Raw genomic sequence first — 24,914 nt, 5'->3', positions numbered from 1 at the left:
GGAGATCCATGCCGGCCTGAACACCGGGATCATCCGGGCGATGGGCGGCACCGGATCCGTGGTCACGTCGGCCGGACTGGTGTTCGCGTTCACGATGATGACGATGGCGGTCAGCCAGCTCATCGTGATCGGTCAGGTCGGCACCACGATCGGCCTGGGCCTGTTGTTCGACACGCTGATCGTCCGCTCCCTGATGACGCCGTCGATCGCCGCGCTGCTGGGCAAATGGTTCTGGTGGCCACAACGCGTCCGGCAACGCCCGGTCCCCTCACCCTGGCCCGCGCCGGCCGAGAAGGCCGACGAGAAGCCCGGCGAGAGGGCCGGCGAGAAAGCGGGGGCCCTAGCTGCCGGGAGCTAGCCTGCCGGCGAGGCCACTGGTCAACAACGCGCGCGCCTGCGGATTGCCGTCCAGCAGACGGCTGGTGCGGGCGGTGATCTGCCAGTTATCGCCGGCCCGCTGCAACGCGAAATGGTTTGCGGTCGAGCGCCATACGCGATAGCCGTCGCCGTCGCACAGGAGCACCAGGGATTCGCACACCGCAACCGCGTCGTCGCCGGTGACCGTCACGACGCAGGGCCCCAGAAAATGGCAGCAGCCGCCGGCCACCAGATTCTGGTGCGACGACGAAGCCACCATCGCGTGCACGTCCGCCCGGCTCTCCATGCGCCAGCCTTCGACGTCGTAGACGCCGTCAGCGGCCCAGAGCCGGGCGGTGGCGTCGGGATCGCCGGCATCCACCGCCGGGCCGTAGCAGGCGATCAACCGTGCGATGTCACGCTCGTCCTCGAGCCGGCGCAGCCGGGCCACCAGGTCGTCGACGTCGGTCATCATCCATCCCCTCGGCCCAGGAGCTTTTGAACGGTTCGGTGTGCGCCCAGAACGATGGCCGCGCGGTCCGGCCCACTGCCTCGGTGCACGGCTACGGCATTACCGCCGGCGATGAACACCGGGCCGTTCGCCAGGTTGCGCAGCCCCTCGCGGGCTACGTCGGCCGGTTCGGCGATGGGCACCCCCGCCACGTCGAAGTTCAGCCCGGCCCGGGCCATGGCCGGCGTCCGGGTCACGCCCAACACCAGTTCCAGTACGTCGACGCCGTATTCACGTAGTTCCAGCCACAGGCTTTCGGCGAACAGCCTGCTGAAGGCCTTGACCCCGGAGTACACCGACTGGCGCATCGATCCGTAGGTGCCCGCCATCGAACCCACCAGCAGGATGCCGCCCCGTCCACGCGCGCGCATGGGCCGGCCGAAATGCTGGACGAGCTCCAGCATCCGGATCACGTTGAGGTCGATCACCCGGCCGAAATCGGCAAGCTCGGCGTCCAGGAACGGCTTGCTGCAGGTGTTCGCGCCGGCGTTGTAGATCAGCAGCCCAACCTGCAGGTCGGCGGTCGCGGCCACGATTCGCGATATCGCCTCGGGATCAACAAGATCCACCGCCAGGGTGCGCACTTCAGCGCCCATCTCGCGACAACGCCGCGTGGTGTCGTCGAGCGGGCCGGGCTTGCGGGCAACCAGGACCAGACCGAAGCCGTCGCCCGCCAACCGCTGCGCGAACTCGGCGCCGACGCCTTCGGAGCCACCGGCGATCACGGCCCAGGGGCCGTACTTCGCAAGATCGGTCACGTCGTCTTTTGGGTCATGCCCGCATCGACGACGAGCTGAGTACCCGTGATGTAACGCCCCTGGTCGGAGGCCAGGAACAGCACCGCGTTGGCGATGTCGACGGGCTCCACCCAGGGCACCGGAAGCAGGTTGCGCGCCATCAGAACTTCCGCGGCGTCGGCTGCCGTCGGGTTTTCCAGATCGGGACGCAGCCGCCGGTATGTCGCTTCGTTGAGCACCATCGGTGTCCGGACCGCGCCGGGGTGCACGGTGTTGACCCGAATGCGTCGCGGCCCAAACTCATTGGCGAGGGTACGGGCCAACCCGACCACGGCGTGCTTGCTGGCGGTATAGGGCGCGTTGTTGGGCATGCCGCGAATACCGCTGGTGGAGCTGATGATAATGACGGATCCACCGTCCGCGCCGATATGCGGTACCCCAGCCTTGACCGTGTGCCACACCCCGGTGAGGTTGATGTCGAGGGTGCGCTGCCAGACCTGCGGATCCAGCTCGCACGAGGGCGCGCTCGGCAGATGGATTCCGGCGTTGGCGACGACCACGTCCAGCCGGCCGAATTCGGCGACACCGCCATCCACCCCCGCGGTGACCGCATCGAGGTCGCTGACGTCAGCCAGGCCGGTCACGCAGCGTCGACCACGCTGTTCGATTTCTGTTGCGAGGTCACGCAATTCGTCGGCGGCCCCGGGAACGTCGAGCGCGATCACATCGGCGCCCTCGTCGGCGAACCGCTGACAGTGGACGCGTCCGGTACCCCGACCAGCACCGGTGACCAGTACCACCTTGTCGAGCAACCCCGTCATCGCGGCCTCTTTACCAGAGCGAATCCCTTGTAACCGGCGTCGGCGACTTCGGCGCAGATATCGTTGTACGTCGCGAATCCGCCGACGAACAGCATGAAGCCACGCGGCTTTCCGGGCACGTTGGCGCCCATGTACCAGGAGTTCGCCTTGGTGAACAGTGTCGCCTCGGCGCGCCGGGCGCATTCCTCGCCCCATTCGTCGACGCCGTCTGCGGTGGCTTCGATTGCGGCGTAACCGTGGTCGTCGAGATGGGCGATGGCCGCGGCGATCCAGTTCACCTGCGCCTCCGCATGAAGCACCATGTTCGCCAGCACCGCCGGGGCTCCCGGACCAGAGATCAAGAACATGTTGGGGAACCCGTCGACGCCCAACCCCAAATAGGTACGCGGACCGTGCTCCCAGTCGTCACGCAACGTGATGCCGTCGCGGCCCTGGATGTCGATCTTGGCCAGCGCTCCGGTCATCGCGTCGAAACCCGTTGCCAGCACGATGGTGTCCAGGTCGTAGTGGGTTTCGCTGGTACGGATTCCGGTGGCGTCGACGGATTCGATCGGGGTGTTGCGCACACTCACCAGCGACACGTTGGGCTTGTTGAAGGTCTGGAAGTAGTTGCTGTCGGTGCAGATTCGCTTGGTGCCGATGGGATGGTCGTTGGGAATCAGCAACTCGGCGACCCCGGGGTCGTCGATCACGGCGCGGACCTTCTCCTCGTAGAACTTTCGCGCTTCCTCGTTGGCGGCCGGGTCGATCATCTGGTCGGGGAAGGTCTTGGAGAACAGCACACCGCCCAGCTGCCATCGTGTTTCGAACGCCGCGCGGCGCTGCGCCGGCGTGAACTCCATCGCCGGCTTGGCGGCAGTGACGTGCGGTGATCCGCCGCCGCTGCGCCACGACACCTGGCGCCGCTGGGTGTAGTCGGCTTTGATGCCGTCGAGTTCCTCGGTGGACAACGGTTTGTTGCCCGCCGGGACGCTGTAGTTGGGGGTGCGCTGGAAGACGTAGAGCTCTGCGGCCTGCTCGGCGATGATCGGAATCGATTGGATGCCAGAGGATCCGGTGCCGATCACCGCGACCCGCTTGCCGGTGAAGTCGACGGGCTGGTGCGGCCACGCGGCGGTGTGGTAAATCTCGCCCGCGAAGGTGTCCAGGCCGTCGAAGGCCGGGGTCAGCGCGGCCGACAGCGGCCCGGTCGCCATCACGCAGAATCGCGCGCTGAACACCTCATCGGCGCCGGTGGTCAGCGTCCAGCGCAGCGTCGTCTCGTCGAACACCGCCGAAACCACGCGGGTGTCCAGGGCGATGTCGCGGCGCAGGTCCAGTCTGTCGGCCACCCAGTTCAGGTACGCCAGGATCTCGGCCTGGGTGGCGTACTTCTCGGTCCAGTTCCACTCCTGCTGCAGTTCGTCGGAGAACGAGTAGCAGTAGTCGACGCTCTCGACGTCGCACCGGGCGCCCGGATACCGGTTGTAATACCAGGTGCCGCCCAGCTCCGGTGCGGCCTCGAGCACCCGCACCGACAGCCCCTGGCCGCGCAGCTTGTGCAGGGCGTACAGGCCGGCGAACCCGGCACCCACGACTATGACGTCTTGATCACAGTTCACAAGCACTCAGGTTAGGACCTCGGCCATCACGAACCCCGCGCTGTCCCGGTCACCGGGCGGTCTGGTCGGGTTTTCCCGGCCATTGGGTGAGTGGGCATTCCGGCACGGATCGGTCAGCGACCATCGGCTCATGGCAGAAGTCGCACCCATCGTCGATGTCGATCTGGACGGCCAGCAGCACCGGTTGGACTGGCCGCGCAGTGAGACGCTGGTCGACGTGTTGCTCGACGCGGGTATCGACGTCCCGCACTCGTGCCGTGAAGGACGCTGCGGTTCGTGCGTGGCGACCCTGATCGAGGGCGAGGTCGACATGGCCGCGTGCGACGTCCTCGAGCCCAGTGACCTGCGGGATGGCCTGATTCTGGCGTGTCAGGCCCGCCCGGTGAGCGCGCGGCTGCACATCGAGTTCTGACCGCTTTTCCGTCCGCTCACCGGGAGCGGTGGCGAGGCCGGACCCGGACTGCGGTACACCATTAGGAAGCCCACACACTTAAGGAAGACACCATGACCGAGCGGGTACTTGACCAGGTGGTCGCGCTGGCCGACCAGCTCCGCGAGCAGGCCACGGAAGCCGAGAAGATCGGCCGCCTCACCGACGAGACCGTCAAGATGATGAAAGGGGCCGGACTGATCCGGCTGCTGCAGACCAAGCAGTACCGCGGATTTGAGGCCCACCCCCGCGAGTTCGCCGAGGCGACGATGGCCACCGCGGCGCTGGATCCGGCCGCCGGCTGGATCGTCGGCGTGGTCGGCGTACACCCCTACCAGCTGGCGTACGCCGACCCGAAGGTCGCCGCCGAGATCTGGGCCGACGACGTCGACACCTGGATGGCCTCCCCCTACGCACCGCAGGGCGTGGCCAAGCCGGTCGACGGCGGCTACATCTTCAACGGGCGCTGGCAGTTCAGCTCGGGCACCGACCATTGCGACTGGATCATCCTGGGCGCGATGCTCGGCGACGAAAAAGGCATACCGCTGATGCCGCCCCAGATGTTGCACATGATCCTGCCCCGCAAGGACTACGAGATCGTCGAGGACTCGTGGAATGTGGTGGGGCTGCGCGGAACCGGCTCCAAGGACGTCATCGTCAAGGACGCGTTCGTCCCGACGTACCGGACCATGGACGCGACGAAGGTGATGGACGGCACCGCCCAGCGTGAGGCCGGCATGACCGAGCCGCTGTACCTGATGCCGTGGTCGACGATGTTCCCGCTGGGCATCTCGGCGGCGACCATCGGCATCGCCGAGGGCGCGCTGGCCGCGCACCTGGACTACCAACGGGAGCGCGTCGGCGCGACCGGAACGGCGATCAAGGACGACCCCTACGTCATGTACGCCATCGGTGAGGCCGCTGCCGACATCAACGCCGCGCGCCAGGAGCTGCTGGCCAACGCCGACCGCATTTACGACATGGTCGCCGCCGGCAAGGAGGTGTCGTTCGCGGACCGCGCGGCCGGGCGCCGTACCCAGGTGCGGGCGGTGTGGCGCGCGGTGTCTGCCGTCGACGAGATCTTCGCCCGCTCCGGCGGCAACGCTTCGCGGATGGACAAGCCGCTGCAGCGGTATTGGCGTGATGTGCACGTCGGCCAGATGCACGCCATCCACGTCCCCGGCTCCACCTACCACGCGTCGTCGCTGAGCTCGCTGGGCATCGACCCCCCGATGGGTCCGCTGCGGGCTTTGATTTAGAGGAGTTTTTGGCGTGAGCGACCTGAAAAGCCTTGGCTATATCACCATTTCGACCAACGATATCGGGGGCTGGCGCAAGTTCGCGTTCGACGTGCTGGGCTTCGCGGAAGGGCAAGGGCCCGACCCGTCGGCGCTCTACCTGCGGATGGACGAGCGGGTGGCCCGCATCATCGTGGTCCCCGGCGACACCGACCGCGTCGTCACCGTCGGCTGGGAAGTCCGCGACCGCGCCGCGCTCAAGCGGGTCAGGGCGGCACTGGAGAGCGCCGGAGTGGAGTACACCAAGCTGTCGCTCGAGCAGACCGAAGCCCGTCGCGTCGAAGAGGCGATCGCTTTCAAGGACCCGGCCGGAACAAGCCTCGAGGTGTTCCACGGCCCGGGGCTCGACCACAGCCCGGTGATCACGCCCTTCGGCGCCAGGTTCGTCACCGGTGATCAGGGCATGGGCCACGTCGTCGTGCCCGCCACCGACCCCAACGGAATGTTCAAGTTCTACACCGAGGTGCTGGGCTTCCGGTCCCGTGGCGCGTTCCGGGTGCCCCTGCCGCCTGAGTTCGGTCCGATCCGGGTGCGATTCCTCGGCATCAACGAGCGCCACCACAGTCTGGCGATCTGCCCGGCCATGAGTCTGAAAGACCCCGGCTTGATTCACGTCATGGTCGAGGTCGACACCCTGGACGCCGTGGGTGCAGCGCTGGACCGCGTCGCCGCCTCCGACGCTGTCCGGATCTCGTCGACACTGGGCCGCCACACCAACGACAAGATGGTGTCGTTCTACGTGCGCACGCCGGGTGACTGGGACATCGAGTTCGGCACCGAGGGCATGCGTGTCGACGAAACCTATTACACCGCAGAGGAAATCACTGCCGACAGCTACTGGGGGCACCAGTGGCTCGGCGACCCGCCGGCGGCAATGCGGCCGTGACGGCCTTTCGCGACGTGACGCCGGTGCCGGCCGCCTCGATCGCGTCGTGGGATCACGAGGCCGACGTCGTCATCGCCGGCTACGGGATCGCGGGTGCCGCGGCCGCGGTCGAAGCGGCCCGCCACGGCGCCGACGTCCTGGTTCTGGAGCGCACCGGGTCGTGGGGTGGCGCGGCCGCGATGGCCGGTGGTTTCATCTACCTCGGCGGTGGCACCGCGCTGCAAAAGGCCTGCGGTTTCGATGATTCCGTGGACAACATGGCCGCGTTCCTGAATGTGGCGATGGGACCCGGCGCCGACGTCGACCGGATCGCGGACTACTGCGCGGGCAGCGTCGCCCACTTCGACTGGCTCGTCGAGTGCGGCGTGCCGTTCAAAGCCGAGTTCTTCGGCGAACCCGGCTGGGAGCCGATGGGCGACCAGGGCCTGATGTACAGCGGCGGCGAAAACGCCCACCCGTTCAACACCATCGCGACCCCCGCCCCGCGCGGGCACGTCCCGCAGATGTCGAACAAGAAGCAAGGCCAAGCCAGTGCCGGCTACATGCTGATGAAGCCGCTGGTGGAAACGGCGGAGGCGGCCGGGGTGCGGGCGCTCTACGACGTACGGGTCAGGTCCCTGGTCGTGGAGTCCGACGGCAGGGTGGTCGGCATCCGGGCCCGCCGGTACGGCACCGAGATGGCGATTCGGGCGCGCCGCGGAGTCGTGCTCGCTACCGGCAGTTTCGCCTACAACGACGCGATGGTGGCGCAGTACGCGCCGCGGATCGCCGGTCGCCCGGCCGCGTCGATCGAGCAGCACGACGGGCAGGCGATCCGGATGGGCCAGGCGCTGGGCGCCGACCTGGCACGCATGGACGCCACCGAGGTCGCGATCTTCATCGACCCGCAGCAGCTGGTGCGCGGCATCCTGGTCAACGGCCGCGGCCAGCGGTATGTCCCCGAGGACACCTATCCCGGCCGGATCGGGCAGTTGACGCTGTACCAGCAGGACAACACCGCGTATCTGATCATGGACAGCGACGCCCAGGAAGCGGCGATGTCGTCGTGGTCGCCGAAATTCATGCTGCGCCAACCGACCTGGGTCGCGGACAGCATCGCCGACCTGGAACGCGACATCGGTCTGGCGCCGGGTTCGCTGCAGGCGACGGTGTCCGCCTACAACGACGGCGCGGCGCGCGGCGAGGATCCGCTGCTGCACAAGAAGCCGGAGTGGTGCAGGCCGATCGGTTCCCCGGTCGGCGCGATCGACCTGCGGGAGTGCACCGGCGGCTTCACCCTGGGCGGGCTGCGCACCACGCTGGACGCGGAGGTTCTGCACGTCAGCGGCGAGCCCATCCGGGGCCTTTTCGCAGCCGGCCGGTCGGCGGCCGGACTGGCCGCGTGGGGTTACGCCAGCGGCATCTCGCTGGGCGACGGCAGCTTCTACGGCCGCCGCGCGGGACGGTCAGCAGCGCGCTAGCCCCGCATTGTCGCCACGGCCGCGGAAAGCAACACACTCGAAGTCGTTGCTAAACGAACGCAATAGCTATTTAAAACCCATGAAAGAATGGCGCCGCACTACCGAGTTCTATCGACACACCTCACTATTACGTTGAAAGTGTCTGCCATTGATGCACTTTCAATGCGAAATTAGCAAACGGGGGTAGGGCAGTCGCGAGTTAGCTGTCCGAAGTAAATGGAAATTCTGCCCTATCATCACGCCGTGAGCACAATCGATCCACCCGCGCGGCGGTCGGCTGAGTGAGCCGATTCCCCCTCCCGCCGCCCCCATTCGTAGACGACAGCAGGTCTCTCATCGCAAAAGACCCGAGGGACTATTGGCGCGCGCTGCAGGCCGGCGGCGTGTTTCGGGATCGAAGCGGTTACTACGTCGTGACGCGCGGTGATGACGTGCGCGCAGCGCTCCGCAGCCATGCCATATTCGCCTCACGCCGGAAACCGCTCAGCGCATCCGGCGTCGGGGCGAAATCCCTCCCCATTCCAGTCCCCATTGCATTCGATCCTCCCGAGCACACGCGTTTCCGCCGAATTCTGCGACCCTTCTTCAGCCGCCGGGCGGTGGACGAGCTGGTGCCCGCGCTGCGGGAGCAGGCGTCAGCGCTCATTGACGCTGTCGCGGCCAACGGTGCATGCGAGGCGATCCGTGACATCGCCAACCCGTTCCCGTTCGTGGTGTTGCTGACACTATGCGGGCTGCCGCTGGACGACAGAGAGAAGTTGGCCGCTTGGGCGGAGGCCGTCAACTGGGACATGCCCATGTCGCCGCCCGCATTCGAGTTGCTGAACTACCTTGTCGAGGCGATCACCAGCGACGAGCGGCCGGCTCTTGCTGCCCAGCTGCTGACCGGCGACGACCCCCTCACCGAAGACGAAGTGATCGGGTTGTATGTCCTTCTTTGTTTTGCCCAGGATGGCATGCAGGCAGCCATCGGGTCGGCGCTACTTCAATTGGCGCGCGCCCCCGAGTCGCGTTCCCTGCTTCGCGGCAACCCCGATCAGATCAGGACGTTCGCTGAAGAAGTCGTGCGACGTGAGACGCCCCTTCCGTTCATCGGACGCTTCACCACGCAAGAGGTAACGATCGCCGGCGTCACGATACCGGCGGGCTCTGTGGTGCGCCTATGCCTGGCGTCGGCCAACCTCGACGACGGCGAAGAGTCGTCGGTGGCATTTGGCGACCACGAAACGATTCACCCCAAGCCACACCGCAGCTTCGGCGGCGGCGTCCACCGCTGCCTGGGCAAGGCCCTGGCCCGCACGGAACTGACCGTGATCGTGGCCGAATGGTTGCGCGCCGTACCGGATTTCGAACTGGAACCCGGCTTCACCCCGAACTTCACCTTCACGCAGGGCGGCGCGATCATGCCAAGCAGTCTGCCGCTGCGATGGGGCGACTACGACCTCCGATGACCTTCTATGACCTCAAGGGCTCGGCGCAGCGAGGTACCCGGTGAGCAGGGCGACGATTTCGTCTTCGAGCTGTTGCGGGTCGACGGGCGTCTGCGACGTGACGATCCGGTGCACGAGCGACTCAATGGTGGTCACCGCGATCTGGGCGTTGAGTCTGCCGCCGGCACGCGCGTCGGGGTGCTGTTCGAGCAGTCGGACCGTCGCATCCACCGTCAGCTGTTCCAGCTCGTGCACCCGCGCGAGAAACGCCGGCGCCCGGGGCGCCTCTTCGAACAGCACCCGGTGCAACCGCGGGTTGTCGCGGTGGTTGTCGATGGTCGCGCGCACGAAGACCCGCAGGGTGTCCTCGAGTTTCTCTGGCAGGCCTTCAGACAGCCGTTCGCTGAGCAATCGAGCGCCGTCGTCGACGTGGGAGTCCATCAGCGCCCGCAGGACAGCGTCCTTGTTGGGGAAGTACTGATACAGCGAGCCGATCGAGATCCCCGCCTGCTCGGCGATGCGGTTGGTGGTCCCGCCGACATAGCCGTGTTCGGCGAAAACGTGAGCCGCCGCTTCCAGGATTCGTTGCATCGTCTGGGCGGCTCGCTGCTGTTTGGGCTGCTTGCGCTGCCGGAACCGGTCTGGTGGGGCGATCTCGGAGCTCCTTTCCCAAAAGCGAGTAGTCATCCAGGCCGTGACCAGTGAAAATTAGGGTAACCTAATAAATCTTCAAGGAGTCCGCCGATGCGAACAGTTCACCTCGAAACCGTACTGCCCACGACTGCTGACCGGGTGTGGCCGGCGATGCTGTCCCCGGTCACGTTCCTCTATGTATGCAAGGGCCTGTTCGGCTTCCCGGTCCTGGGCGGGCGCTCGGAGCCGCTACGCGCGGGCGAGGCCGGCACCGGATGGCTGATCGCTTTCCACCTGATACCGGCGTACCGGCACACGATCGAAGTCGTCGAGGTCGACGAGGCCACCAAGACGGTGCGGACCCGCGAGAACGGCGGCGTCCTCAAGATCTGGAACCACACCCTGCACGTCGAAGCGGTCGACGAGAACTCCTGCCGGTACAGCGACACCATCGATATTGACGCCGGGCCGCTCACCCCGATCGCGGCCACGGTGGCGACGGGCCTTTTCCGTTACCGGCAACGACGCTGGCACAAGCTGGTGCGCCGGCACCTGCTGGCCCAGGGGCCGGCCTACGCACGCTGAGTTACCGAGCGGACGCAACAGCACCTGACACGCCGAGCGTGCGGGTGCTTTTGCGTCTGCTCGGCCGGGTTGCGTGACAACCGGCACATCGATGTGATACAAACTGATATATTCCTATTAGGAATATATCATTCAGGTACACACAGCCCCTGGAGGACCGATGACCACCCGGACCGTTGAAACCGCCGAACCAGCCACCCCCAGCGCCGTTATCGACCGCATCTCGCTGGTCCTCGACGCTTTCGACGGACCGGGACGGCTGACGCTCGCCCAGATCGTCCGCCGCACCGGGCTGCCGCGTTCCTCCGCGCACCGGATGCTCGAGCGGCTAGTGCAGTTGCGCTGGCTGCGCCGTAGCGGTCGCGACTATGAGCTCGGCATGCGCCTGGTGGAGCTGGGCTCGCTGGCAGTACACCAGGACCGCCTGGTGCGTGCGGCCAAGCCGCTGCTGGGCGAATTGCACCGCGCCACTGGGCTTGTCGTACACCTCGCGGTTCTGGACGGCGCCGACGTCGTTTACCTCGAGAAGGTCGGCGACCGGGTGGTCGGCGCGCTGCCCTCCCGCGTCGGCGGTCGTCAGCCGGCCCACTGCACTGCCGTCGGCAAGGCGATCTTGGCCTATTCCGACGAGGACGCAGAAGTGGATCTGCGCGCCCGCAAGACCAAGTACTCGATCTCTACCAGCTCGCAACTGGCGGTCGAACTGGCCAAGGTTCGCGCCCACGGCGTGGCGTTCGAGCGCGAAGAATCGCTACTCGGATTCGGTTGCGTCGCGGCCCCTATCGGCAGTCCGGGCGAGGCGGTCGCCGCGGTCTCGGTGTCCGGTCCGATGAACCGCATGGCATTCGATCAGCGCCTGACGGCCCCGGTCCGCATGACGGCGATGGGCATCTGGCGCAACGTCGAGGACGGCCCGCAGCGGGTGGCGCCGACCCTGCAGCCGCTGCGGCCGCTGCGGAACTCGCATTCCGCGCCGAGGCCCGCCCTGCAGTACGCGTGAACCTCGATCCGCAGATCGCCGCACTGATCGAGACGCTGGACGCTGGCTTTCCGCCGGTGCACACCATGACCGGCGCGCAGGCCAGGGAGACCATCCGATCCCGAGTCGTGCCGGCGGCCGAGCCCGAGCCGGTCGCCGAGGTCCGTGACGAGACCGTTCCCGGACCCGGCGGCGAAATTCCCGTGCGGATTTACCGGCCCAACGGAAACAACCTGCCAATCCTGGTGTATGCGCACGGTGGCGGATTCGTGTTCTGCGACCTCGACAGCCACGATGGCCTGTGTCGCGATATCGCCAATCGTCTTCCCGCCGTTGTTATCTCGGTGGCTTACCGGCTGGCGCCCGAACACCGGTGGCCCGCGGCAGCCGACGACCTGTACGCGGCCACCGAGTGGGCTTCGGACAACGCGTCGCTGCTGGGCGCTGACCCGCAACGCATCGTCGTCGGCGGCGACAGCGCCGGAGGTAACCTCGCCGCGGTGACCGCCCTAATGGCGCGCGACTGCGGCGCCCCGGCGCTGGCCGCGCAGTTGCTCCTCTACCCAGTCATCGCAGCGGACTTCGACACCGAGTCCTACCGGCTGTTCGGCCATGGCTATTACAACCCCAAGCCGGCGCTGCGGTGGTACTGGGACCAGTATGTCCCGGCAGTCACCGACCGCGCACACTCCTATGCCACACCACTGAACGCGGAGCTGAGCGGACTGCCGCCCGCAGTGGTCGTGATCGCCGGACACGACCCCCTGCGCGACGAAGGGATCGCCTACGCGTCGGCGCTCGATGCCGCGGGGGTACCGGTGCGACGTGCCCAATTCGACGGTGGCATACACGGTTTCATGACGATGCCGATGCTCGACATCGCGCACGAAGCTCGCCGCCGAGCCTGCCTCGAGCTCGCCCAACTCGTTGGTCAAGGCCGCCTTCGGCAACCGATGAGCGGGACACGGTCGACCACGGCGCCGTGCGGGGCGCTAAACCATAGCTAGCGCCCACTAAATCGTAAGTAAGGCAACCAATTTCGACTGGTACCCTAAACGGCATCCCCCGTGCCGATCCCTGTGCTCACCGTGGTGTGTTCAAGCGTGGGCTGCAATGGTTCTTCGCGACGAGACTTGGTGTTTCCCTGACGCGTTCGCTGGTTGTGCCACTCGACCAGCTGGCGCTGAGGGCTACCCGGGGCCATGTCAGTGTCACGATGGGCACGGCGCCGATAGCCGTGTTGATCTCCACGGGTGCCCGCAGCGGGCTGCAGCGCGAGACTCCGCTGCAATACTTCACCGACGGAGATGACGTGGTCTTGGCCGCCTCCAACTTTGGCAGTGGACGCAATCCGGGGTGGTATTACAACCTGGCGGCTCATCCGGATTGCGATCTTCGCGTGGGTGCCGCAATGGGCCGGTTTGTTGCCCGCGAGGTCGCGAATGAAGATCGAGACAGGCTTTTCGACCTTGCGATCAAGCTGTATCCCGGCTATCTGAAGTACGCCGGCCGAACTGAAGGCATTCGCCAGATCCGCATGATGCGGTTGACGCGGCAATAGCCGGCTCAGTGTTCCGGCGACGTGCCTTAGCGACCCGACCAATTGCAGCCGGTCAGCTGCACGGAGACGGTCCATAGTCGTCGGGCGACTACCGGGTCGGCAGCGTAGCGATCAATTCGAGCCAGCCGGGTTTTCCCACAAGTGCAGCGGTCCTCGTAGCACGGGATAGGCGCCGTTGGGTAACTCGCCGCCGCCGTCGGCACCGGTGACGATGATTCGCATTTGGTCAGCCGACGATCGGAAAGCGCCGTTGTGCCGCAAGCCCTTTCAGGGCATCCTGCATCACCGAGCGCACGTAGGCGTCCACCGCGTCGATGTCTGGATTCTCGCCGAACCGTGCCGCGATGTCGATCGGTCCGAGAACCTGCGTGACGACTTTGGTGGGCAGCGGCAGGTTGAGCGGGATCAAGGCCAGCCCGAACGGGAGTCCCAGCGATATCGGGAGGATGTCGGTGCGCATCCGCTCTTTCAGCCCCAGCCGCTTCGCCAACCACATGCCGCGGCCCAGATACAGCTGGCCCTCTTGGCCGCCGATGGAAACCATCGGAACGATGGGCACACCCGCCTCGATGGCCGCCTTGACGTAACCCTTGCGGCCCCTGAAGTCGACGGTGTTCTGCTGCCACGTGGGGCGGTACGCGTCGTAGTCTCCGCCCGGGAAGACGAGCACCGCCGCACCGCTGCACAACGCGCTCGCGGCGTTGGGGCGACTGGCGCCGATAAGTCCAAGGCGTCGCATCAGACCGGAAGTCGGTCCGCTCAAGACGATGTCGTGAGCCAGGCCGTAGAGCGGCCGGCCGAACCCGAACTTTCCGTAATAGTCGGTGGCGAAGACCGGCATATCGGTAGGCAAGGCACCGCCGGAGTGGTTGGAGACCAACAGAACACCGCCCGGTGGGATCCGATCCAGACCTCGCACCTCCGAACGCAGCCACGCTTTGACCGCAGGCCGAAGCACCGACATCCAGCGCTCGACGAGGACCGGGTCGAACTTGTCGATTTCCGGAATATCTAATACGGATTCGGGCATATCGCTATCCTTCGGCTGGGCTCGTGGGTGGGATCGCAGCGGTGGGATCGCCCGCTACGCTAACCGCCGACAGACGGCCGCAATCCGCCCGCTTCCCCCGGTTGGGAAGCTACTGACGAGTTGTGTCAACCAGCGGGAGAATGGTGGATCTCCAACTGCCGGGTCGCCTGCACATCGGCGGCACCATAACGTTGTTCTGGGTCAAGCACGCAATGCGTCCGCCCGAAGACGGTGACCATGCATTTGTCGTTGTGGGTGCATCTGCTGCGCGCTTGCGGGTCGGCGATCATCTTGGCGACCAGGTCGGGCTCGCGCAGCAGTGCCCGCCCCATCGCGACGAAGTCGAAACCTTCTCGTATGGCGGTCTCGACGTGGTCCCGGTTCGTGATGCCGCCGAGCAGGATCAGCTTGGTATTGCGCATCACCGGCACGAATTGGCGGGCATTCTCCAGCATGTAGAGATCGTGGTAGGGGTAGTCGCGCATCGCCCACCTGCCGATGAACCGAATGTCGGCGCGCATAGGCTGCGGCATCACCTGGGCGAACTCTTTGACCGGTATGTCGCCGCGGAACAGGTACATCGGCTTGAAGACCGACGAACCCTGCGTCAATTCGATCGCGTCAAGAGTGGCGTCGGCGTCGAGCAGCGCTGCGGTTCGCAGCGCTTCCTCGACCCAGATGCTGCCGGGCACACGGACGCCGGATTGACGAACCTGCTCGGCGCGACCGGGGTAACCCCGGTGAGCTTCTTGTGGGCCACCACTCCGGCGTGCCCGAGCTGGGCCGAGATCGCCGCGCCGTCCCGATGAACGGCGTCGGTCAGCCTGCGCAGCCCGGGCAATGCAGTCCGGCGCATCACGATCTGTCCGGGTGCGCTGGCGCCCTCGCGTGACACACAACAATAGGCGACGGTCGTCATGCCGACGCCGCCCTGGCCGAAGGTGCGGTGGAATTCGGTGAGGTCGTCGGTGACCAGGCCATCCGGAGATCGCCCCTCCGATGTGGCGGCCTTGATAACCCTGTTGCGCAACGTCACCGGCCCCAACCGGGCGGGAGCGAAAGGATCGGGGATCGCCGTTGTCATTCGGCCATCGTTACCCGAATTCTGCTGCCGAACCAAGGTACTTTCCCGGTGTCCGGGAGTACGACAAACGCCGCATCAGCGGTGCCATACGGTCGAAGCATGGCTGACGGCGAAGTGTTCGTGATCGACCGCGTGGTGACCCGGCCGGGCTGCGCCAGGCGGTTCGTCGATGCCTACCTGACCGAGTACGCCCCGGGCGCGCGCGAGCGCGGCATGACGCTGCGCGACGTTCTGGTCAGCCCACCGATCTGGTTCGACGACTCCGACGGGCAGCTCAACACCATCACCATCACCTGGACGCTGCCCAGCCCACAGGCGTGGTGGGCGATGACCTGGAAAGGGCGACCGGACCCCACACTGGGCCAATGGTGGTCACAAATCCGCGAATTGGTGCAGGAAAGGTCGCGCTCTTTCGCCGCGGCGGCCGACGACGTGGACGGTCTGTGTGATGTATAACGTCACGCGTCTGCTCGACGTCGCGGAGCCCGATCGCGACCGAGTGCTCAGTGAATTACGATCTGCCGCAGAGGTTTCCGGTGCGACGCGCTGGGTCGTGCAGCCGACGCTGCCCGGCTCACGTAACGGGGGTGACATCCTGCTGCACCTACGTTTCGCCGCTGAAGATCAACGGGATTGCGCGGCAAACAGGTTCGCCGCACTACTGGCCGACCCCGCGGTGACCCGGATCGACGGCGTGGCTTATGCGGGCGCGCCCAGACCCTGCGGCGAAACACCGGGCACGGTGTATCGCACACTGCTGGTGCGCGTACAGTCCGGCACCGACGCAGCCACGATCGCCCGCTTCGAGCGAGAGCTGGCGTCGATGCCGCGCTACGTATCGACGATCCGCGCCTGGCAACTGAGCCGCGTATCCGATGCCATCGGCGCCACGGCGTGGACACACGTGTTCGAGCAGGAATTCTCCGACGTCGACGGGCTGATGGGCGCCTACCTGATGCACCCCATTCACTGGGCCGTCGTCGACCGCTGGTTCGACCCCGAAACCACCGACGTGATCATCCGGGATCGGTTGTGCCACAGCTTCTGTGCGATCACCGATCCAGTGCTCACCTGCTAGTGCGTGCTACCGCGGTGGCAGTGTCCCGACGATCATCCGCATGCCCGCACGCAACGCTGATCGCAGACTTTCGAAGTCGCCTTGCTCTGCCCAGTGAACATAGGCCTGGCGACAGACCTGAATCACCAACTGGGCAGGCAACGTCCGGATGAAGGGATCGCTACCGAGATCGAAGCGAGCGGCGAGGAAATCCGAAATCGGGTCGACCAGATCCTGCCCCCAGTCGAGCCAACGAAGCCGGTACTGAGGTTCGGTGATCATGAGCAACATGAACTTTCGGTCCATCTCGACTTCCCCACGCTTGACGACCTCGGTGCCGAAGGCCTCGACCAGTGTCTCGACGGTGTCGCTGGTCGGTGGCGCCTGTTCGAGGACTTGAGTGCTCAGTCCACCGAACCGACGGAACAGTGGCATCACGACGTCTTCTTTGGCCGGGAAGTGACGGTGGAATGTGCGCGGCGCGATACCCACGACATCGCAGATTCGCTCCACGGTCGCCGACGTCGAGCCATCCGCGAGGAAGATGTCGCGCGCAGTCTGGGCGATCGTCATCCGGAGCTCTTCCACACGCCGCTCGGTCAAATTCGGCCTGCTCGGCGCATTCACGTGAGGCTCCTTCGTTTGCCCGGCGCGGGCTTGGTCATCGTAACCGCCCGGTGATTCCAGTCCGCCGTCGATTTGTCTTGCCTTTGTGCCGCGGCTTAGCTTACCATGATTGATGTCAGATTCTGACAGTCATGCAGATTATGACACAAGTCGTGTGTCGCTCTGCAGCGCCACGGCATACGCCGAGAATTTCACACCATCGCGACCGGAAGACGGAGAACCCGAATGGCAACCGAACTCAACTACGACGACTACACCCACGACTTCATGGGCAAGGTTGGCAATATCGAAGACTTCTCGCGGGACTTCCTGGCAGGTTTGGCCCGCGTGTTCGAGGACACGCTGAATTTCGTGTCCTATGCGCACGTGACAACCTATTCGTCGAAGATCGGCATCAATGCCGCGATGGACGTTGCCGCCGAGGTGTCACGAGCCGTGATGCGGCAGGTGATGCCAATGGGTCGGTACATCGCCCCACGCGCATGGGACTGGAAAAACGCTCAGTACCAAGCTATTCCGTTCGACATCCACGCGGAGGACCTGACCAAGGAGGCCCTGATCCGGCTGATCAAGACCTACTGGGACCAGTACCTGAAGGGACATAACTACTTCATCGACCAGTGGACAAAATTCATCCCCGAGGAGGAGGTCTGGCTCGGATTGCCGGATATGTACCAGCTGATCATCGACTACGAATACCCCAAGCTGGCTGACGTGTTCAAAATCGAGCCCGTGCACGTCGTCGACTATCTCAAGCTGGCCTGCCTCAGCATCGACGGCACGCTCGGCTACGGGGGCGAGTACATCGTGCATAACCCCGACCACGTAGTCCTCAACATGCGACGCTGCGAGGTGCTGCAGAAGTACACCGACGAGGGCCTTTATCCGCCGGCGCGCGCGTGGATGAACTGCACCTTCGAGCAGCGGATCTCGGCGCCGTTCTTCCCGGGCTGCAAACTGGACATCAACCTGCCCCCCAAAGACTTCAAGTTCGCGCAAGGTGAGCCGTTCTGCGTCTGGACCTACACCCGCGGCAAAGAGAATCATGCCGCTGCCGCTGCGGCGCCCGACCCTCGACTGAGTGCGATGAAGAAGATCCCAATCATGCCCGTGACGTCCGGCGCATAGGGCCAGCAGACGCAAAAGCACCGACACGCCGCGCGTGCGGGTGCTTTTGCGTCTGCTCGCGCAGTTAAAGTCCGGCAGGCAGGATGTTGGGGTTGGCCGAAGCCGGCGGCTGCAGCGGCGGCAGCAACTGTGTGCCATCGAGGCTGTGCACCTTCAGCCCCTGCGACCACGGATAGTGCAGGCTGAACGCGACGAGCCCGGTCCGCTCGGCGGCCGGCAGGTGACACATCGCCAACACCGTCTCGGCCAGGTACTCGACCGGTTCGGTCGGGAAGGTGTCCGGAATCAGTTGTGCCGCACCGGGTGTACGGATCGCGGTGGAAGGCCCCACGCAATTGACCGCGATATTTGCGTCGAGCAGTTCAGCGGCCACACCCTGAGTGAAGCGGTGCAGCGCTGCCTTCAACGACGCATAGATCACGTCGCCCGAGGTCTTGTTGTATTCCCGATACGGGCGTACCGGGGCCACCCCCGTCACCGACCCTATATTGACGACCCAGCCGGCGCCCTGCTCACGCATATGCGGCACAGCCGCTTTCGTCAACACGAACGGCGTCCGCAGATAGTGCTCCACAGTGCGGTCGAACGTCTCCAGGCTCATCTCCTCGACCACGCCGTAGTCGGCGAAGCCGGCGTTGTTGACCAGAATGTCGAGGCGGCCAGTGCGATCTAGCACCTCGTCGACCAACCCGTCGCGTTGGCCGGCGGCTTCCAGGTCCGCGGCCACCCCGAAAGCCGTGCCGCCGGCCGCCTCGATCAGCTCCACCGTCTCACCGATACTGCCAGGGAGGACGGCAGCCCCGCCGGCCCGCAGCGACGAGGACGGTGCATACGACCGGGCCGTCACCGCCACGGTGGCGCCCTCGGCGGCCAACCGCTGCGCGATAGCGCGGCCGATTCCCCGGCTGCTACCGGTAACCAAAGCGGTTTTGCCGCAAAGCAACTCGCTCATCGAAGTTCGAAGTCTTCTTCAACCGGAGCGCGATGACCATACCAGACATCGACCAGGCGGTACGGGAACGCGGTGACGATGCGACCCCCGGACCGGTAGTAGGTGTGCGCCGACGGAGTGTGGCACCAGACGGTTCCGGCCATCGTGGCATCGATGTCGGCAACGTAATCCTCGTAGGCTCGCTGTGTCACCTCCATCACGGATGCCTTTCGCAGCGCCATCAATTGCAGGCATTCCATCACGAAGTGCACCATCGCCTCGACGCCGAAGTTGTGGCCCGCGCCGTGCCCCGGACTGTAGTTGGGCGCCGACGAGATGAACAGGTTCGGGAAGCCGGGCACCGTTCCGCCGCGGTAGGCCCGCGGGCTGTCGCCCCACTCGTCGGCCAGCTTCTTACCGTCGCGGCCCCGAATATCCACGGTGGAAAGGAAATCCAGATAGTAGCCGGTCGCGTAGACGATGACGTCAAGGTCGATCTGGTGGCCGTCGGCCGTCACGATACCGGCTGCGTTGACTCCCGCGGGCTGGCTGGCCTCCACATCCACGTGGTCACGTGCCAGCGCGGCGTAGTACCCGCCGGGATCGCGGATGATGCGTTTTCCATACGGCGCGAAATCCGGCGTGACCTTGCGGGCCAGCTCGGTGCCGGCGCCGAACACCCGGTCGATGTACTCCAGGCACATCTGCAGCAGCATGTCGTTCGCGGGCGAGATCGACAGGTGCCCGGCCGCCCACTCGGCGTCACGCAGGATCACCGGGTAGTTGTTGTCCGCGGTCCCCCAAAACGACTTCAGCCGAACCCAGTTCGCGTAGTACGGCAGATGGGTGCCGAGCCAGCGCTGGTAGTCGGGGACGTCGTCGGTGAGCCGCCGGCGCGGCGCCACCCAGTGCGGCTGACGCTGGAACACGGTCAGGTGGGCCACCTGGTCGACACAGGCGTCGACGATCTGCACCGCGGTGCAGCCCGCGCCGATGATCGCGACCCGCTTGCCGGTCAGGTCCAACTCGGGATCCCAGTGCGCCGAATGGATTTCGATTCCCGAGAACGTGCCCCGGCCCGCCAGTTCCGGCCAGCGCGGCCGGTTCAGGTAACCGGCGGCCGGCACGACGACGTTGGCGTAGCTGACGTCGCGAGTGCCGTCGGGGCCCACCGCGTGGATCTGCCACTGGCGGCGCTCGTCGTCCCACCACAAGGCTTCGACCTCGGTGCCCAGCCGAGTGTGCTCGCGCAGGTTGTACTTGTCGGCCACCGACTCCAGATAGCGCTGGTATTCCGCGCCCAGCGGGTAGTAACTCGACCAGTCGCCGTTGATGTCGCGCGACAGCGAGTAGTACGCCGAAGGGGTGTCCACGCCGATGCCCGGGTAGGTGGTGGTGTACCAGGTGCCGCCGACCTCGTCGTTGCGGTCGAAGATCTGGTAATCGATACCTGCGGCGGCCAACTCCAGCGCCGCGGTCAGGCCCGCGATGCCCGCGCCGATGATCGCGACCCGGAAGCCGTCCGGAAGCTTGGCGGTGCGCGGCAGCACCGGTTGCGGCGGATGGAATCCGCCCTGCTCGAGCAACAGCGGCAAGTACTCGGCTCCGACGGCTCCGCCGAGTGCCACAGGCGCGATGCGCGCGAACAGGTCGGGGTCGTCGGCGACGCTGGCGCCGGCTGGGCGGGGCGACTGCAAAGCGGCAACCACCGCCTCGATCAGCTCCGCGAGGGTCGAAGGGTCGGTCAGACCGGCCTGCTCCGGCGGGGCGGGGACGTAGGTGATCCGGGGCGCGAAGCGATCGACCACCGCGGGGTCGCCGGTCAGCTGCGCCAACACGGCAACCAGCACCCCGGGATCTGCCTGGCGCAGGTTTGTCCGCAGCTCGCCGGGATCTAGCTCGGCCGGTCTCATGGCATCGAGTATCGAGGCGATGGCCGCCGTCGCGCACTGGCGTGTCTACTCAGTGGGACACCGGCGTCGGGGCGCCGGGCTGTGGCGCCTACCGTGACGTGCATGCAAGGGGCGATGACAACGCATGGCGAACTCGACGCCCCGATCGCCCGCGCTCGGAGTCAGGCGCTCGGCGACATCCCCCGCCGCACGGCCCGCAGGCACCCGGACAAGACCGCGATCATCGACGGTGACGTGGCACTGACGTTCGCCGAATTCGAGAAGCTGGTGGACAGGGTGGCAGCAGCGCTGCACGACAACGGGTTTCGGCCCGGTGATCGCGTCGCACTGCTGTCGCACAACTGCTGGCAGTATGCGGTGCTGGCGTTCGCGACCGCGCGCGCCGCGGTGGTTCTGGTACCCATCAACTTCATGCTCACCGCCGAGGAAATCTCCTACATCCTGCGCCACAGCCGGGTCGGCGGATTCATCGTCGAGGGCGCTTTGATGCCGACGGCCGAGCAGGCGATGCGGCTGGGCGGCTCGGTCACGACGAAGGTCGCGCTGATGCCGGCCGGCGACCATCCGCCTGCCGGATGGGACGACTTCGCGCAGTGGCTGACCACCGCCACCCCGGCACCGCACCCGCACATCGACGACGACCAGCTGGTGCGGCTGATGTACACCAGCGGAACCGAATCCCGCCCCAAAGGCGCCATGCACACCAGCCGCAGCCTGATGTGGAACTACATCAGCACCATCGTCGCCGGCGATATGTCACACGACGACGTCGAGATCCACTCGCTGCCGCTCTACCACTGCGCACAGCTGGACAACTTCCTGGCGACCGACGTCTACCTCGGCGCAACCAGCATCATCCTGCCGCGGCCGGACCCCGAAGTGGTGCTGCGCACCATCGAGCGCCACGCCGTCACCAACTACTTCGCGCCCCCGACGGTGTGGATCTCACTGCTGCGCTCACCGGTGTTCGACGAAGTGGACCTGTCCAGCCTGCGCAAGGGGTACTACGGCGCGTCGGCCATGCCGGTCGAAATCCTCGCCGAGATCCGCGACCGGCTGCCCAATCTGAGGTTGTGGAACTTCTACGGCCAGACCGAGATGGCACCGCTGGCTACCGCGCTGGGGCCCGACGAGCAGGACGCGCACGGCGGCGCGGCCGGACGCCCCGTGCTGAACGTCGAGACGGCAGTACTGGACGACGAGGGCAACCCGGCCGCGCCGGGCACCGTCGGCGAGATCGCGCACCGCAGCCCGCATTTGATGGTCGGCTATCTGGACGATCCCGAGAAGACCCGGCAGGCCTTCCAGGGTGGCTGGTTCCACTCCGGCGACCTCGGCTACTTCGACGAACACGGCCTGCTGTACGTGGTGGACCGCAAGAAGGACATGATCAAGACCGGTGGCGAGAACGTCGCCAGCCGGGAGGTCGAGGAAGTCCTGTACCGGCACAGCGGAATCGAGGAAGCCGCGGTGTTCGGTCTATCGCACCCGGTCTGGGTGGAAGCCGTGGTCGCAGCTGTCGTCGTCCGCGCGGGCACCAGCCCGACCGAGGAGGACATCCTCGCCCACTGCCGGGCACACCTGGCCGGTTTCAAGACACCCAAGCACGTTTTCTTCGTCGACTCGTTGCCGAAGAACCCCAGCGGCAAGCTGCTCAAGCGTGTCCTGCGAGACCGGTTCAGCCTCGAATCGAGCAGCCACTGAAGGGATACCGATTCCGTGTTCACAGGACGCCAATAGTGCCGGTCCCCCGGTTGGTGCCACCCGCGACCGTCGACCCCGCCACGACGGTCGACCTGCGAGACGAGGTCCGGCAGTTCCTCGCCGAGCAGCTGGCCGCCGGCGCGTTCACCCCGGCCGTCGATGCGTGGCTGTCGGGCTGGGACGAGAACTTCACCGCCGCGCTCGCCGCCCGCGGCTGGCTGGGCATGACGGTACCCGCCGAGTACGGCGGGCACGCCCGCTCATTCGTGGAACGCTTCGTCGTCACCGAGGAACTGCTGGCCGCCGGCGCCCCGGTCGCCGCGCACTGGATCGCCGACCGCCAGATTGTGCCGTCGCTGCTCAAGTACGGCACCGAAGTTCAGAAGTCCGAGTTCCTGCCCCGGATCGTGCGTGGGGAATGCTTCTTCGCCATCGGCATGAGCGAGCCGGACTCCGGTTCGGACCTGGCCAGCGTGCGGACCCGGGCGACCCGTGTCGACGGCGGCTGGACGCTGTCCGGCACCAAAGTCTGGACGTCGGGCGCACACCTGGCGCACGCATTCATCGTGATCGCACGTACCGCACCGGTAGATCCAGTGCATCGGCATGCGGGGCTCAGCCAGTTCATCGTCAACCTGCGCGGGCCCGGCGTCGAGATCCGCCCCATCGTGTCGATGAACGGCGCGCATCACTTCAACGAGGTCATCCTGGACGAGGCGTTCGTGCCCGACGACATGGTGTTCGGCGAGATCGGCGAAGGCTGGAAGCAGGTGACCTCGGAGCTGAGCTTCGAACGCAGCGGACCCGAACGGTTCCTGTCCACCTTCGTGCTACTGGCGGCCTGCGCCGACCGGATGGCGGCCAACGCGATCCCCCGCAACGCCGAGCTGGGACGGCTGGTAGCCCGCATCGCCGGGCTGCATCAGATGTCGACGGCTGTGGCCGGGGCGTTGGAAAGGCATGAAGCAGCTGACATTCCCGCCGCGGTGGTCAAGGTGCTCGGCACCACCACCGAGGGCGACATAGCGGAGTTCGCCGACCTTCAACACTCCCCCGATGCGGTGTTCTCCAGCCTGGTGCGGGCCGCCGTGGACCAGCGGCCGGGCTTCACCCTGCGCGGCGGCACCAACGAGGTGCTGCGCGGGGTCATGGCACGCGGATTGGGCCTGCGATGAGCGTCGACCCCGCCCTGGTGGAGATGATGGGCGCCGTCTTCGCCGAGTACGCCGAGGACCCGAAGCTGTGGCAACGGCTCGACGAGCTGGGCCTGGTGCGGCTGACCGGTGCCGAGGAGCACGGTGGCAGTGGGGCCGGCTGGCTCGAAGCCGCCGAACTGCTGGCCGCCGCCGCGCGTAACGGTGTGCGAATTCCATTGGCGGAGCACGATTTATTGGCGTGCTGGCTGCTAGAAGCCGCCGAGTTGCCCGTCGACGCCGCGGTGCGGACGGTGTGCATGCTCGACAAACACGGTCGCGCTTCCGGCGTGCCCTGGGCGGTCGGCGCCGACCGGGTGGTGGTCGTGTGGCGAGCCGAGGGCGGGCACCGCGTCGCCGACGTCGCTGCCGACGGGCTCACCATCACCCCGGGCGCCAACCTGATCGGTGAACCGCGCGACGAGGTGCTGGCCGACCTCACCGGTCTGCAAGGAACGCCGGTCACGCCGGCGCTGGTCACGCAAGCACGGCTCAAGTCGGGGATGGTGCGGTCGATCCAGGTGTGTGCTGTCCTGGATCGGATCCTGCAGCTGTCGATCGAGCACGTGACGTCGCGGGTCCAGTTCGGCCGCCCATTGTCGAAATTCCAGGCAATACAGAACCAGATCTCCGATATCGCGGCCGAGGCTGCGCTCGCCCGGACGGCGACCGAGGCCGCACTGACCGCCGCTGTCATCAGCGAGTGGTCGGCGCACAATCTGGATCTCCTTGTAGCCGTGGCGCGTTCGTGCGCGGGCCATGCCGCGTCAGTCGTCGTGCGTAACGCCCACCAGGTGCACGGTGCGATCGGCACCACCCGTGAGCATCGGTTGCACGAGTTCACCCGGGCCGCGCTCGCGTGGCGTTCGGAGTTCGGTTCGGTGCAGTACTGGGACGATCAGGTCACCGACGCGGCGATGCACGCCAGTGCCGGCGGGCTGTGGGACCTGATCACTGG

General features: G+C 66.2%; 25 protein-coding genes and 1 pseudogene. 16 read left to right on the top strand and 10 right to left on the bottom strand.

Annotated elements, in window-relative coordinates; all coding sequences use genetic code 11:
* On the top strand, positions 1 to 358 hold a 358-nt coding region (locus tag VML93_RS31680), incomplete at its 5' end, for an MMPL family transporter (protein ID WP_325616724.1).
* Here the strand turns inward: VML93_RS31680 and VML93_RS31675 are convergent.
* The 4 genes from VML93_RS31675 to VML93_RS31660 are packed head-to-tail and all read right to left on the bottom strand — an operon-like array spanning position 341 to position 4,027.
* Complete coding sequence (locus tag VML93_RS31675; protein WP_325616722.1) at positions 341 to 829, bottom strand: nuclear transport factor 2 family protein; 489 nt, start codon at positions 827 to 829, stop codon at positions 341 to 343. The two genes, VML93_RS31680 and VML93_RS31675, sit on opposite strands and share 18 nt — an antisense overlap.
* Entirely contained in the window at positions 829 to 1,626 is a 798-nt protein-coding gene (locus VML93_RS31670) for an SDR family NAD(P)-dependent oxidoreductase (RefSeq protein ID WP_325616720.1), read from the bottom strand. The genes VML93_RS31675 and VML93_RS31670 overlap by 1 nt, the downstream gene beginning before the upstream one ends.
* On the bottom strand, positions 1,623 to 2,426 hold the full coding sequence (locus VML93_RS31665) for a mycofactocin-coupled SDR family oxidoreductase (RefSeq protein ID WP_325616717.1): 804 nt from the start codon (positions 2,424 to 2,426) through the stop codon (positions 1,623 to 1,625). The genes VML93_RS31670 and VML93_RS31665 overlap by 4 nt, the downstream gene beginning before the upstream one ends.
* Positions 2,423 to 4,027, bottom strand: a complete 1,605-nt coding sequence (locus VML93_RS31660) for an NAD(P)/FAD-dependent oxidoreductase (RefSeq protein WP_325616715.1) — start codon at positions 4,025 to 4,027, stop codon at positions 2,423 to 2,425. The genes VML93_RS31665 and VML93_RS31660 overlap by 4 nt, the downstream gene beginning before the upstream one ends.
* Before the next feature lie 130 nt (positions 4,028 to 4,157).
* Here VML93_RS31660 and VML93_RS31655 point away from each other — a divergent pair, with 130 nt between their 5' ends.
* From VML93_RS31655 to VML93_RS31635, 5 genes are all read left to right on the top strand, one after another.
* The gene (locus tag VML93_RS31655) at positions 4,158 to 4,439 is read left to right on the top strand and encodes a 2Fe-2S iron-sulfur cluster binding domain-containing protein (protein ID WP_325616713.1); all 282 of its coding nucleotides are present in this window, start codon (positions 4,158 to 4,160) and stop codon (positions 4,437 to 4,439) included.
* A gap of 92 nt (positions 4,440 to 4,531) precedes the next feature.
* On the top strand, positions 4,532 to 5,716 hold the full coding sequence (locus VML93_RS31650) for an acyl-CoA dehydrogenase family protein (protein WP_325616711.1): 1,185 nt from the start codon (positions 4,532 to 4,534) through the stop codon (positions 5,714 to 5,716).
* 13 nt (positions 5,717 to 5,729) lie between these two features.
* On the top strand, positions 5,730 to 6,641 hold the full coding sequence (locus VML93_RS31645) for a VOC family protein (protein ID WP_325616709.1): 912 nt from the start codon (positions 5,730 to 5,732) through the stop codon (positions 6,639 to 6,641).
* Positions 6,638 to 8,101 (top strand): FAD-dependent oxidoreductase, encoded by a 1,464-nt coding sequence (locus tag VML93_RS31640; RefSeq protein ID WP_325616707.1) that lies wholly within the window; start codon positions 6,638 to 6,640, stop codon positions 8,099 to 8,101. Before VML93_RS31645 ends, VML93_RS31640 begins: the two co-directional genes overlap by 4 nt.
* Positions 8,102 to 8,700: 599 nt before the next feature.
* Complete coding sequence (locus VML93_RS31635) at positions 8,701 to 9,552, top strand: cytochrome P450 (RefSeq protein ID WP_325616705.1); 852 nt, start codon at positions 8,701 to 8,703, stop codon at positions 9,550 to 9,552.
* 12 nt (positions 9,553 to 9,564) lie between these two features.
* On the opposite strand, the gene VML93_RS31630 is transcribed toward VML93_RS31635, so the two are convergent.
* On the bottom strand, positions 9,565 to 10,218 hold the full coding sequence (locus tag VML93_RS31630; RefSeq protein ID WP_325616703.1) for a TetR/AcrR family transcriptional regulator: 654 nt from the start codon (positions 10,216 to 10,218) through the stop codon (positions 9,565 to 9,567).
* 57 nt (positions 10,219 to 10,275) lie between these two features.
* Here VML93_RS31630 and VML93_RS31625 point away from each other — a divergent pair, with 57 nt between their 5' ends.
* From VML93_RS31625 to VML93_RS31610, 4 genes are all read left to right on the top strand, one after another.
* Positions 10,276 to 10,749, top strand: coding sequence for a hypothetical protein (locus VML93_RS31625; protein ID WP_325616701.1), 474 nt, complete (start codon positions 10,276 to 10,278; stop codon positions 10,747 to 10,749).
* 160 nt (positions 10,750 to 10,909) lie between these two features.
* Positions 10,910 to 11,749 carry an IclR family transcriptional regulator gene (locus tag VML93_RS31620; protein ID WP_325616699.1) on the top strand — a complete coding sequence of 280 codons (840 nt, stop codon included), beginning with the start codon at positions 10,910 to 10,912 and terminating at the stop codon, positions 11,747 to 11,749.
* Positions 11,746 to 12,735 carry an alpha/beta hydrolase gene (locus VML93_RS31615; protein ID WP_325616697.1) on the top strand — a complete coding sequence of 330 codons (990 nt, stop codon included), beginning with the start codon at positions 11,746 to 11,748 and terminating at the stop codon, positions 12,733 to 12,735. The genes VML93_RS31620 and VML93_RS31615 overlap by 4 nt, the downstream gene beginning before the upstream one ends.
* Positions 12,736 to 12,890: 155 nt before the next feature.
* The gene (locus tag VML93_RS31610; RefSeq protein ID WP_414686500.1) at positions 12,891 to 13,289 is read left to right on the top strand and encodes a nitroreductase/quinone reductase family protein; all 399 of its coding nucleotides are present in this window, start codon (positions 12,891 to 12,893) and stop codon (positions 13,287 to 13,289) included.
* A gap of 226 nt (positions 13,290 to 13,515) precedes the next feature.
* Here the strand turns inward: VML93_RS31610 and VML93_RS31605 are convergent, their stop codons facing one another.
* Together VML93_RS31605 and VML93_RS31600 are read right to left on the bottom strand one after the other, a co-directional pair.
* Positions 13,516 to 14,319, bottom strand: a complete 804-nt coding sequence (locus tag VML93_RS31605; RefSeq protein ID WP_325616693.1) for a lysophospholipid acyltransferase family protein — start codon at positions 14,317 to 14,319, stop codon at positions 13,516 to 13,518.
* 125 nt (positions 14,320 to 14,444) lie between these two features.
* Positions 14,445 to 15,403: pseudogene (locus VML93_RS31600) on the bottom strand (hypothetical protein).
* Positions 15,404 to 15,502: 99 nt separating this feature from the next.
* On the opposite strand from VML93_RS31600, the gene VML93_RS31595 reads away from it, so the two are divergent.
* Complete coding sequence (locus VML93_RS31595; RefSeq protein WP_325616691.1) at positions 15,503 to 15,859, top strand: hypothetical protein; 357 nt, start codon at positions 15,503 to 15,505, stop codon at positions 15,857 to 15,859.
* Complete coding sequence (locus VML93_RS31590) at positions 15,852 to 16,481, top strand: Dabb family protein (protein WP_325616689.1); 630 nt, start codon at positions 15,852 to 15,854, stop codon at positions 16,479 to 16,481. The genes VML93_RS31595 and VML93_RS31590 overlap by 8 nt, the downstream gene beginning before the upstream one ends.
* 6 nt (positions 16,482 to 16,487) lie before the next feature.
* On the opposite strand, the gene VML93_RS31585 is transcribed toward VML93_RS31590, so the two are convergent.
* Positions 16,488 to 17,087 (bottom strand): TetR/AcrR family transcriptional regulator, encoded by a 600-nt coding sequence (locus VML93_RS31585; protein ID WP_325616687.1) that lies wholly within the window; start codon positions 17,085 to 17,087, stop codon positions 16,488 to 16,490.
* Between the two features lie 225 nt (positions 17,088 to 17,312).
* On the opposite strand from VML93_RS31585, the gene VML93_RS31580 reads away from it, so the two are divergent.
* Positions 17,313 to 18,215 carry a hypothetical protein gene (locus VML93_RS31580; RefSeq protein ID WP_325616685.1) on the top strand — a complete coding sequence of 301 codons (903 nt, stop codon included), beginning with the start codon at positions 17,313 to 17,315 and terminating at the stop codon, positions 18,213 to 18,215.
* A 64-nt stretch (positions 18,216 to 18,279) separates the two neighbouring features.
* Here VML93_RS31580 and VML93_RS31575 read toward each other — a convergent pair whose 3' ends face one another.
* Both VML93_RS31575 and VML93_RS31570 read right to left on the bottom strand, forming a co-directional pair.
* Positions 18,280 to 19,167: an SDR family NAD(P)-dependent oxidoreductase gene (locus VML93_RS31575; protein ID WP_325616683.1), complete on the bottom strand. Its 888-nt coding sequence runs from the start codon at positions 19,165 to 19,167 to the stop codon at positions 18,280 to 18,282.
* Positions 19,164 to 21,059, bottom strand: a complete 1,896-nt coding sequence (locus VML93_RS31570; RefSeq protein WP_325616681.1) for an NAD(P)/FAD-dependent oxidoreductase — start codon at positions 21,057 to 21,059, stop codon at positions 19,164 to 19,166. The genes VML93_RS31575 and VML93_RS31570 overlap by 4 nt, the downstream gene beginning before the upstream one ends.
* Positions 21,060 to 21,161: 102 nt before the next feature.
* On the opposite strand from VML93_RS31570, the gene VML93_RS31565 reads away from it, so the two are divergent.
* From VML93_RS31565 to VML93_RS31555, 3 genes are all read left to right on the top strand, one after another.
* Positions 21,162 to 22,763 (top strand): acyl-CoA synthetase, encoded by a 1,602-nt coding sequence (locus VML93_RS31565; RefSeq protein WP_325616678.1) that lies wholly within the window; start codon positions 21,162 to 21,164, stop codon positions 22,761 to 22,763.
* A 35-nt stretch (positions 22,764 to 22,798) separates the two neighbouring features.
* Positions 22,799 to 23,938, top strand: coding sequence for an acyl-CoA dehydrogenase family protein (locus VML93_RS31560; protein ID WP_325616676.1), 1,140 nt, complete (start codon positions 22,799 to 22,801; stop codon positions 23,936 to 23,938).
* A partial coding sequence (locus VML93_RS31555) for an acyl-CoA dehydrogenase family protein (RefSeq protein ID WP_325616674.1) occupies positions 23,935 to 24,914 on the top strand: 980 nt, incomplete at its 3' end. The genes VML93_RS31560 and VML93_RS31555, both read left to right, overlap by 4 nt.

It is taken from the genome of Mycobacterium sp., assembly GCF_035499775.1.
GTDB lineage: Bacteria > Actinomycetota > Actinomycetes > Mycobacteriales > Mycobacteriaceae > Mycobacterium.
Note: the sequence above shows the minus strand (reverse complement) of the source record. Positions and strands in the feature narration are given on the sequence as shown.

Excerpts from the sequence above, each read along its gene's own strand:
- VML93_RS31625 (WP_325616701.1), top strand. The coding sequence starts at position 10,276 with ATGCGAACAGTTCACCTCGAAACCGTACTGCCCACGACTGCTGACCGG.
- VML93_RS31665 (WP_325616717.1), bottom strand. The coding sequence starts at position 2,426 with ATGACGGGGTTGCTCGACAAGGTGGTACTGGTCACCGGTGCTGGTCGG.
- VML93_RS31565 (WP_325616678.1), top strand. The coding sequence starts at position 21,162 with ATGCAAGGGGCGATGACAACGCATGGCGAACTCGACGCCCCGATCGCC.
- VML93_RS31580 (WP_325616685.1), top strand. The coding sequence starts at position 17,313 with ATGGCAACCGAACTCAACTACGACGACTACACCCACGACTTCATGGGC.
- VML93_RS31570 (WP_325616681.1), bottom strand. The coding sequence starts at position 21,059 with ATGAGACCGGCCGAGCTAGATCCCGGCGAGCTGCGGACAAACCTGCGC.
- VML93_RS31575 (WP_325616683.1), bottom strand. The coding sequence starts at position 19,167 with ATGAGCGAGTTGCTTTGCGGCAAAACCGCTTTGGTTACCGGTAGCAGC.
- VML93_RS31655 (WP_325616713.1), top strand. The coding sequence starts at position 4,158 with ATGGCAGAAGTCGCACCCATCGTCGATGTCGATCTGGACGGCCAGCAG.
- VML93_RS31650 (WP_325616711.1), top strand. The coding sequence starts at position 4,532 with ATGACCGAGCGGGTACTTGACCAGGTGGTCGCGCTGGCCGACCAGCTC.
- VML93_RS31595 (WP_325616691.1), top strand. The coding sequence starts at position 15,503 with ATGGCTGACGGCGAAGTGTTCGTGATCGACCGCGTGGTGACCCGGCCG.
- VML93_RS31630 (WP_325616703.1), bottom strand. The coding sequence starts at position 10,218 with ATGACTACTCGCTTTTGGGAAAGGAGCTCCGAGATCGCCCCACCAGAC.
- VML93_RS31605 (WP_325616693.1), bottom strand. The coding sequence starts at position 14,319 with ATGCCCGAATCCGTATTAGATATTCCGGAAATCGACAAGTTCGACCCG.
- VML93_RS31590 (WP_325616689.1), top strand. The coding sequence starts at position 15,852 with ATGTATAACGTCACGCGTCTGCTCGACGTCGCGGAGCCCGATCGCGAC.
- VML93_RS31620 (WP_325616699.1), top strand. The coding sequence starts at position 10,910 with ATGACCACCCGGACCGTTGAAACCGCCGAACCAGCCACCCCCAGCGCC.
- VML93_RS31675 (WP_325616722.1), bottom strand. The coding sequence starts at position 829 with ATGACCGACGTCGACGACCTGGTGGCCCGGCTGCGCCGGCTCGAGGAC.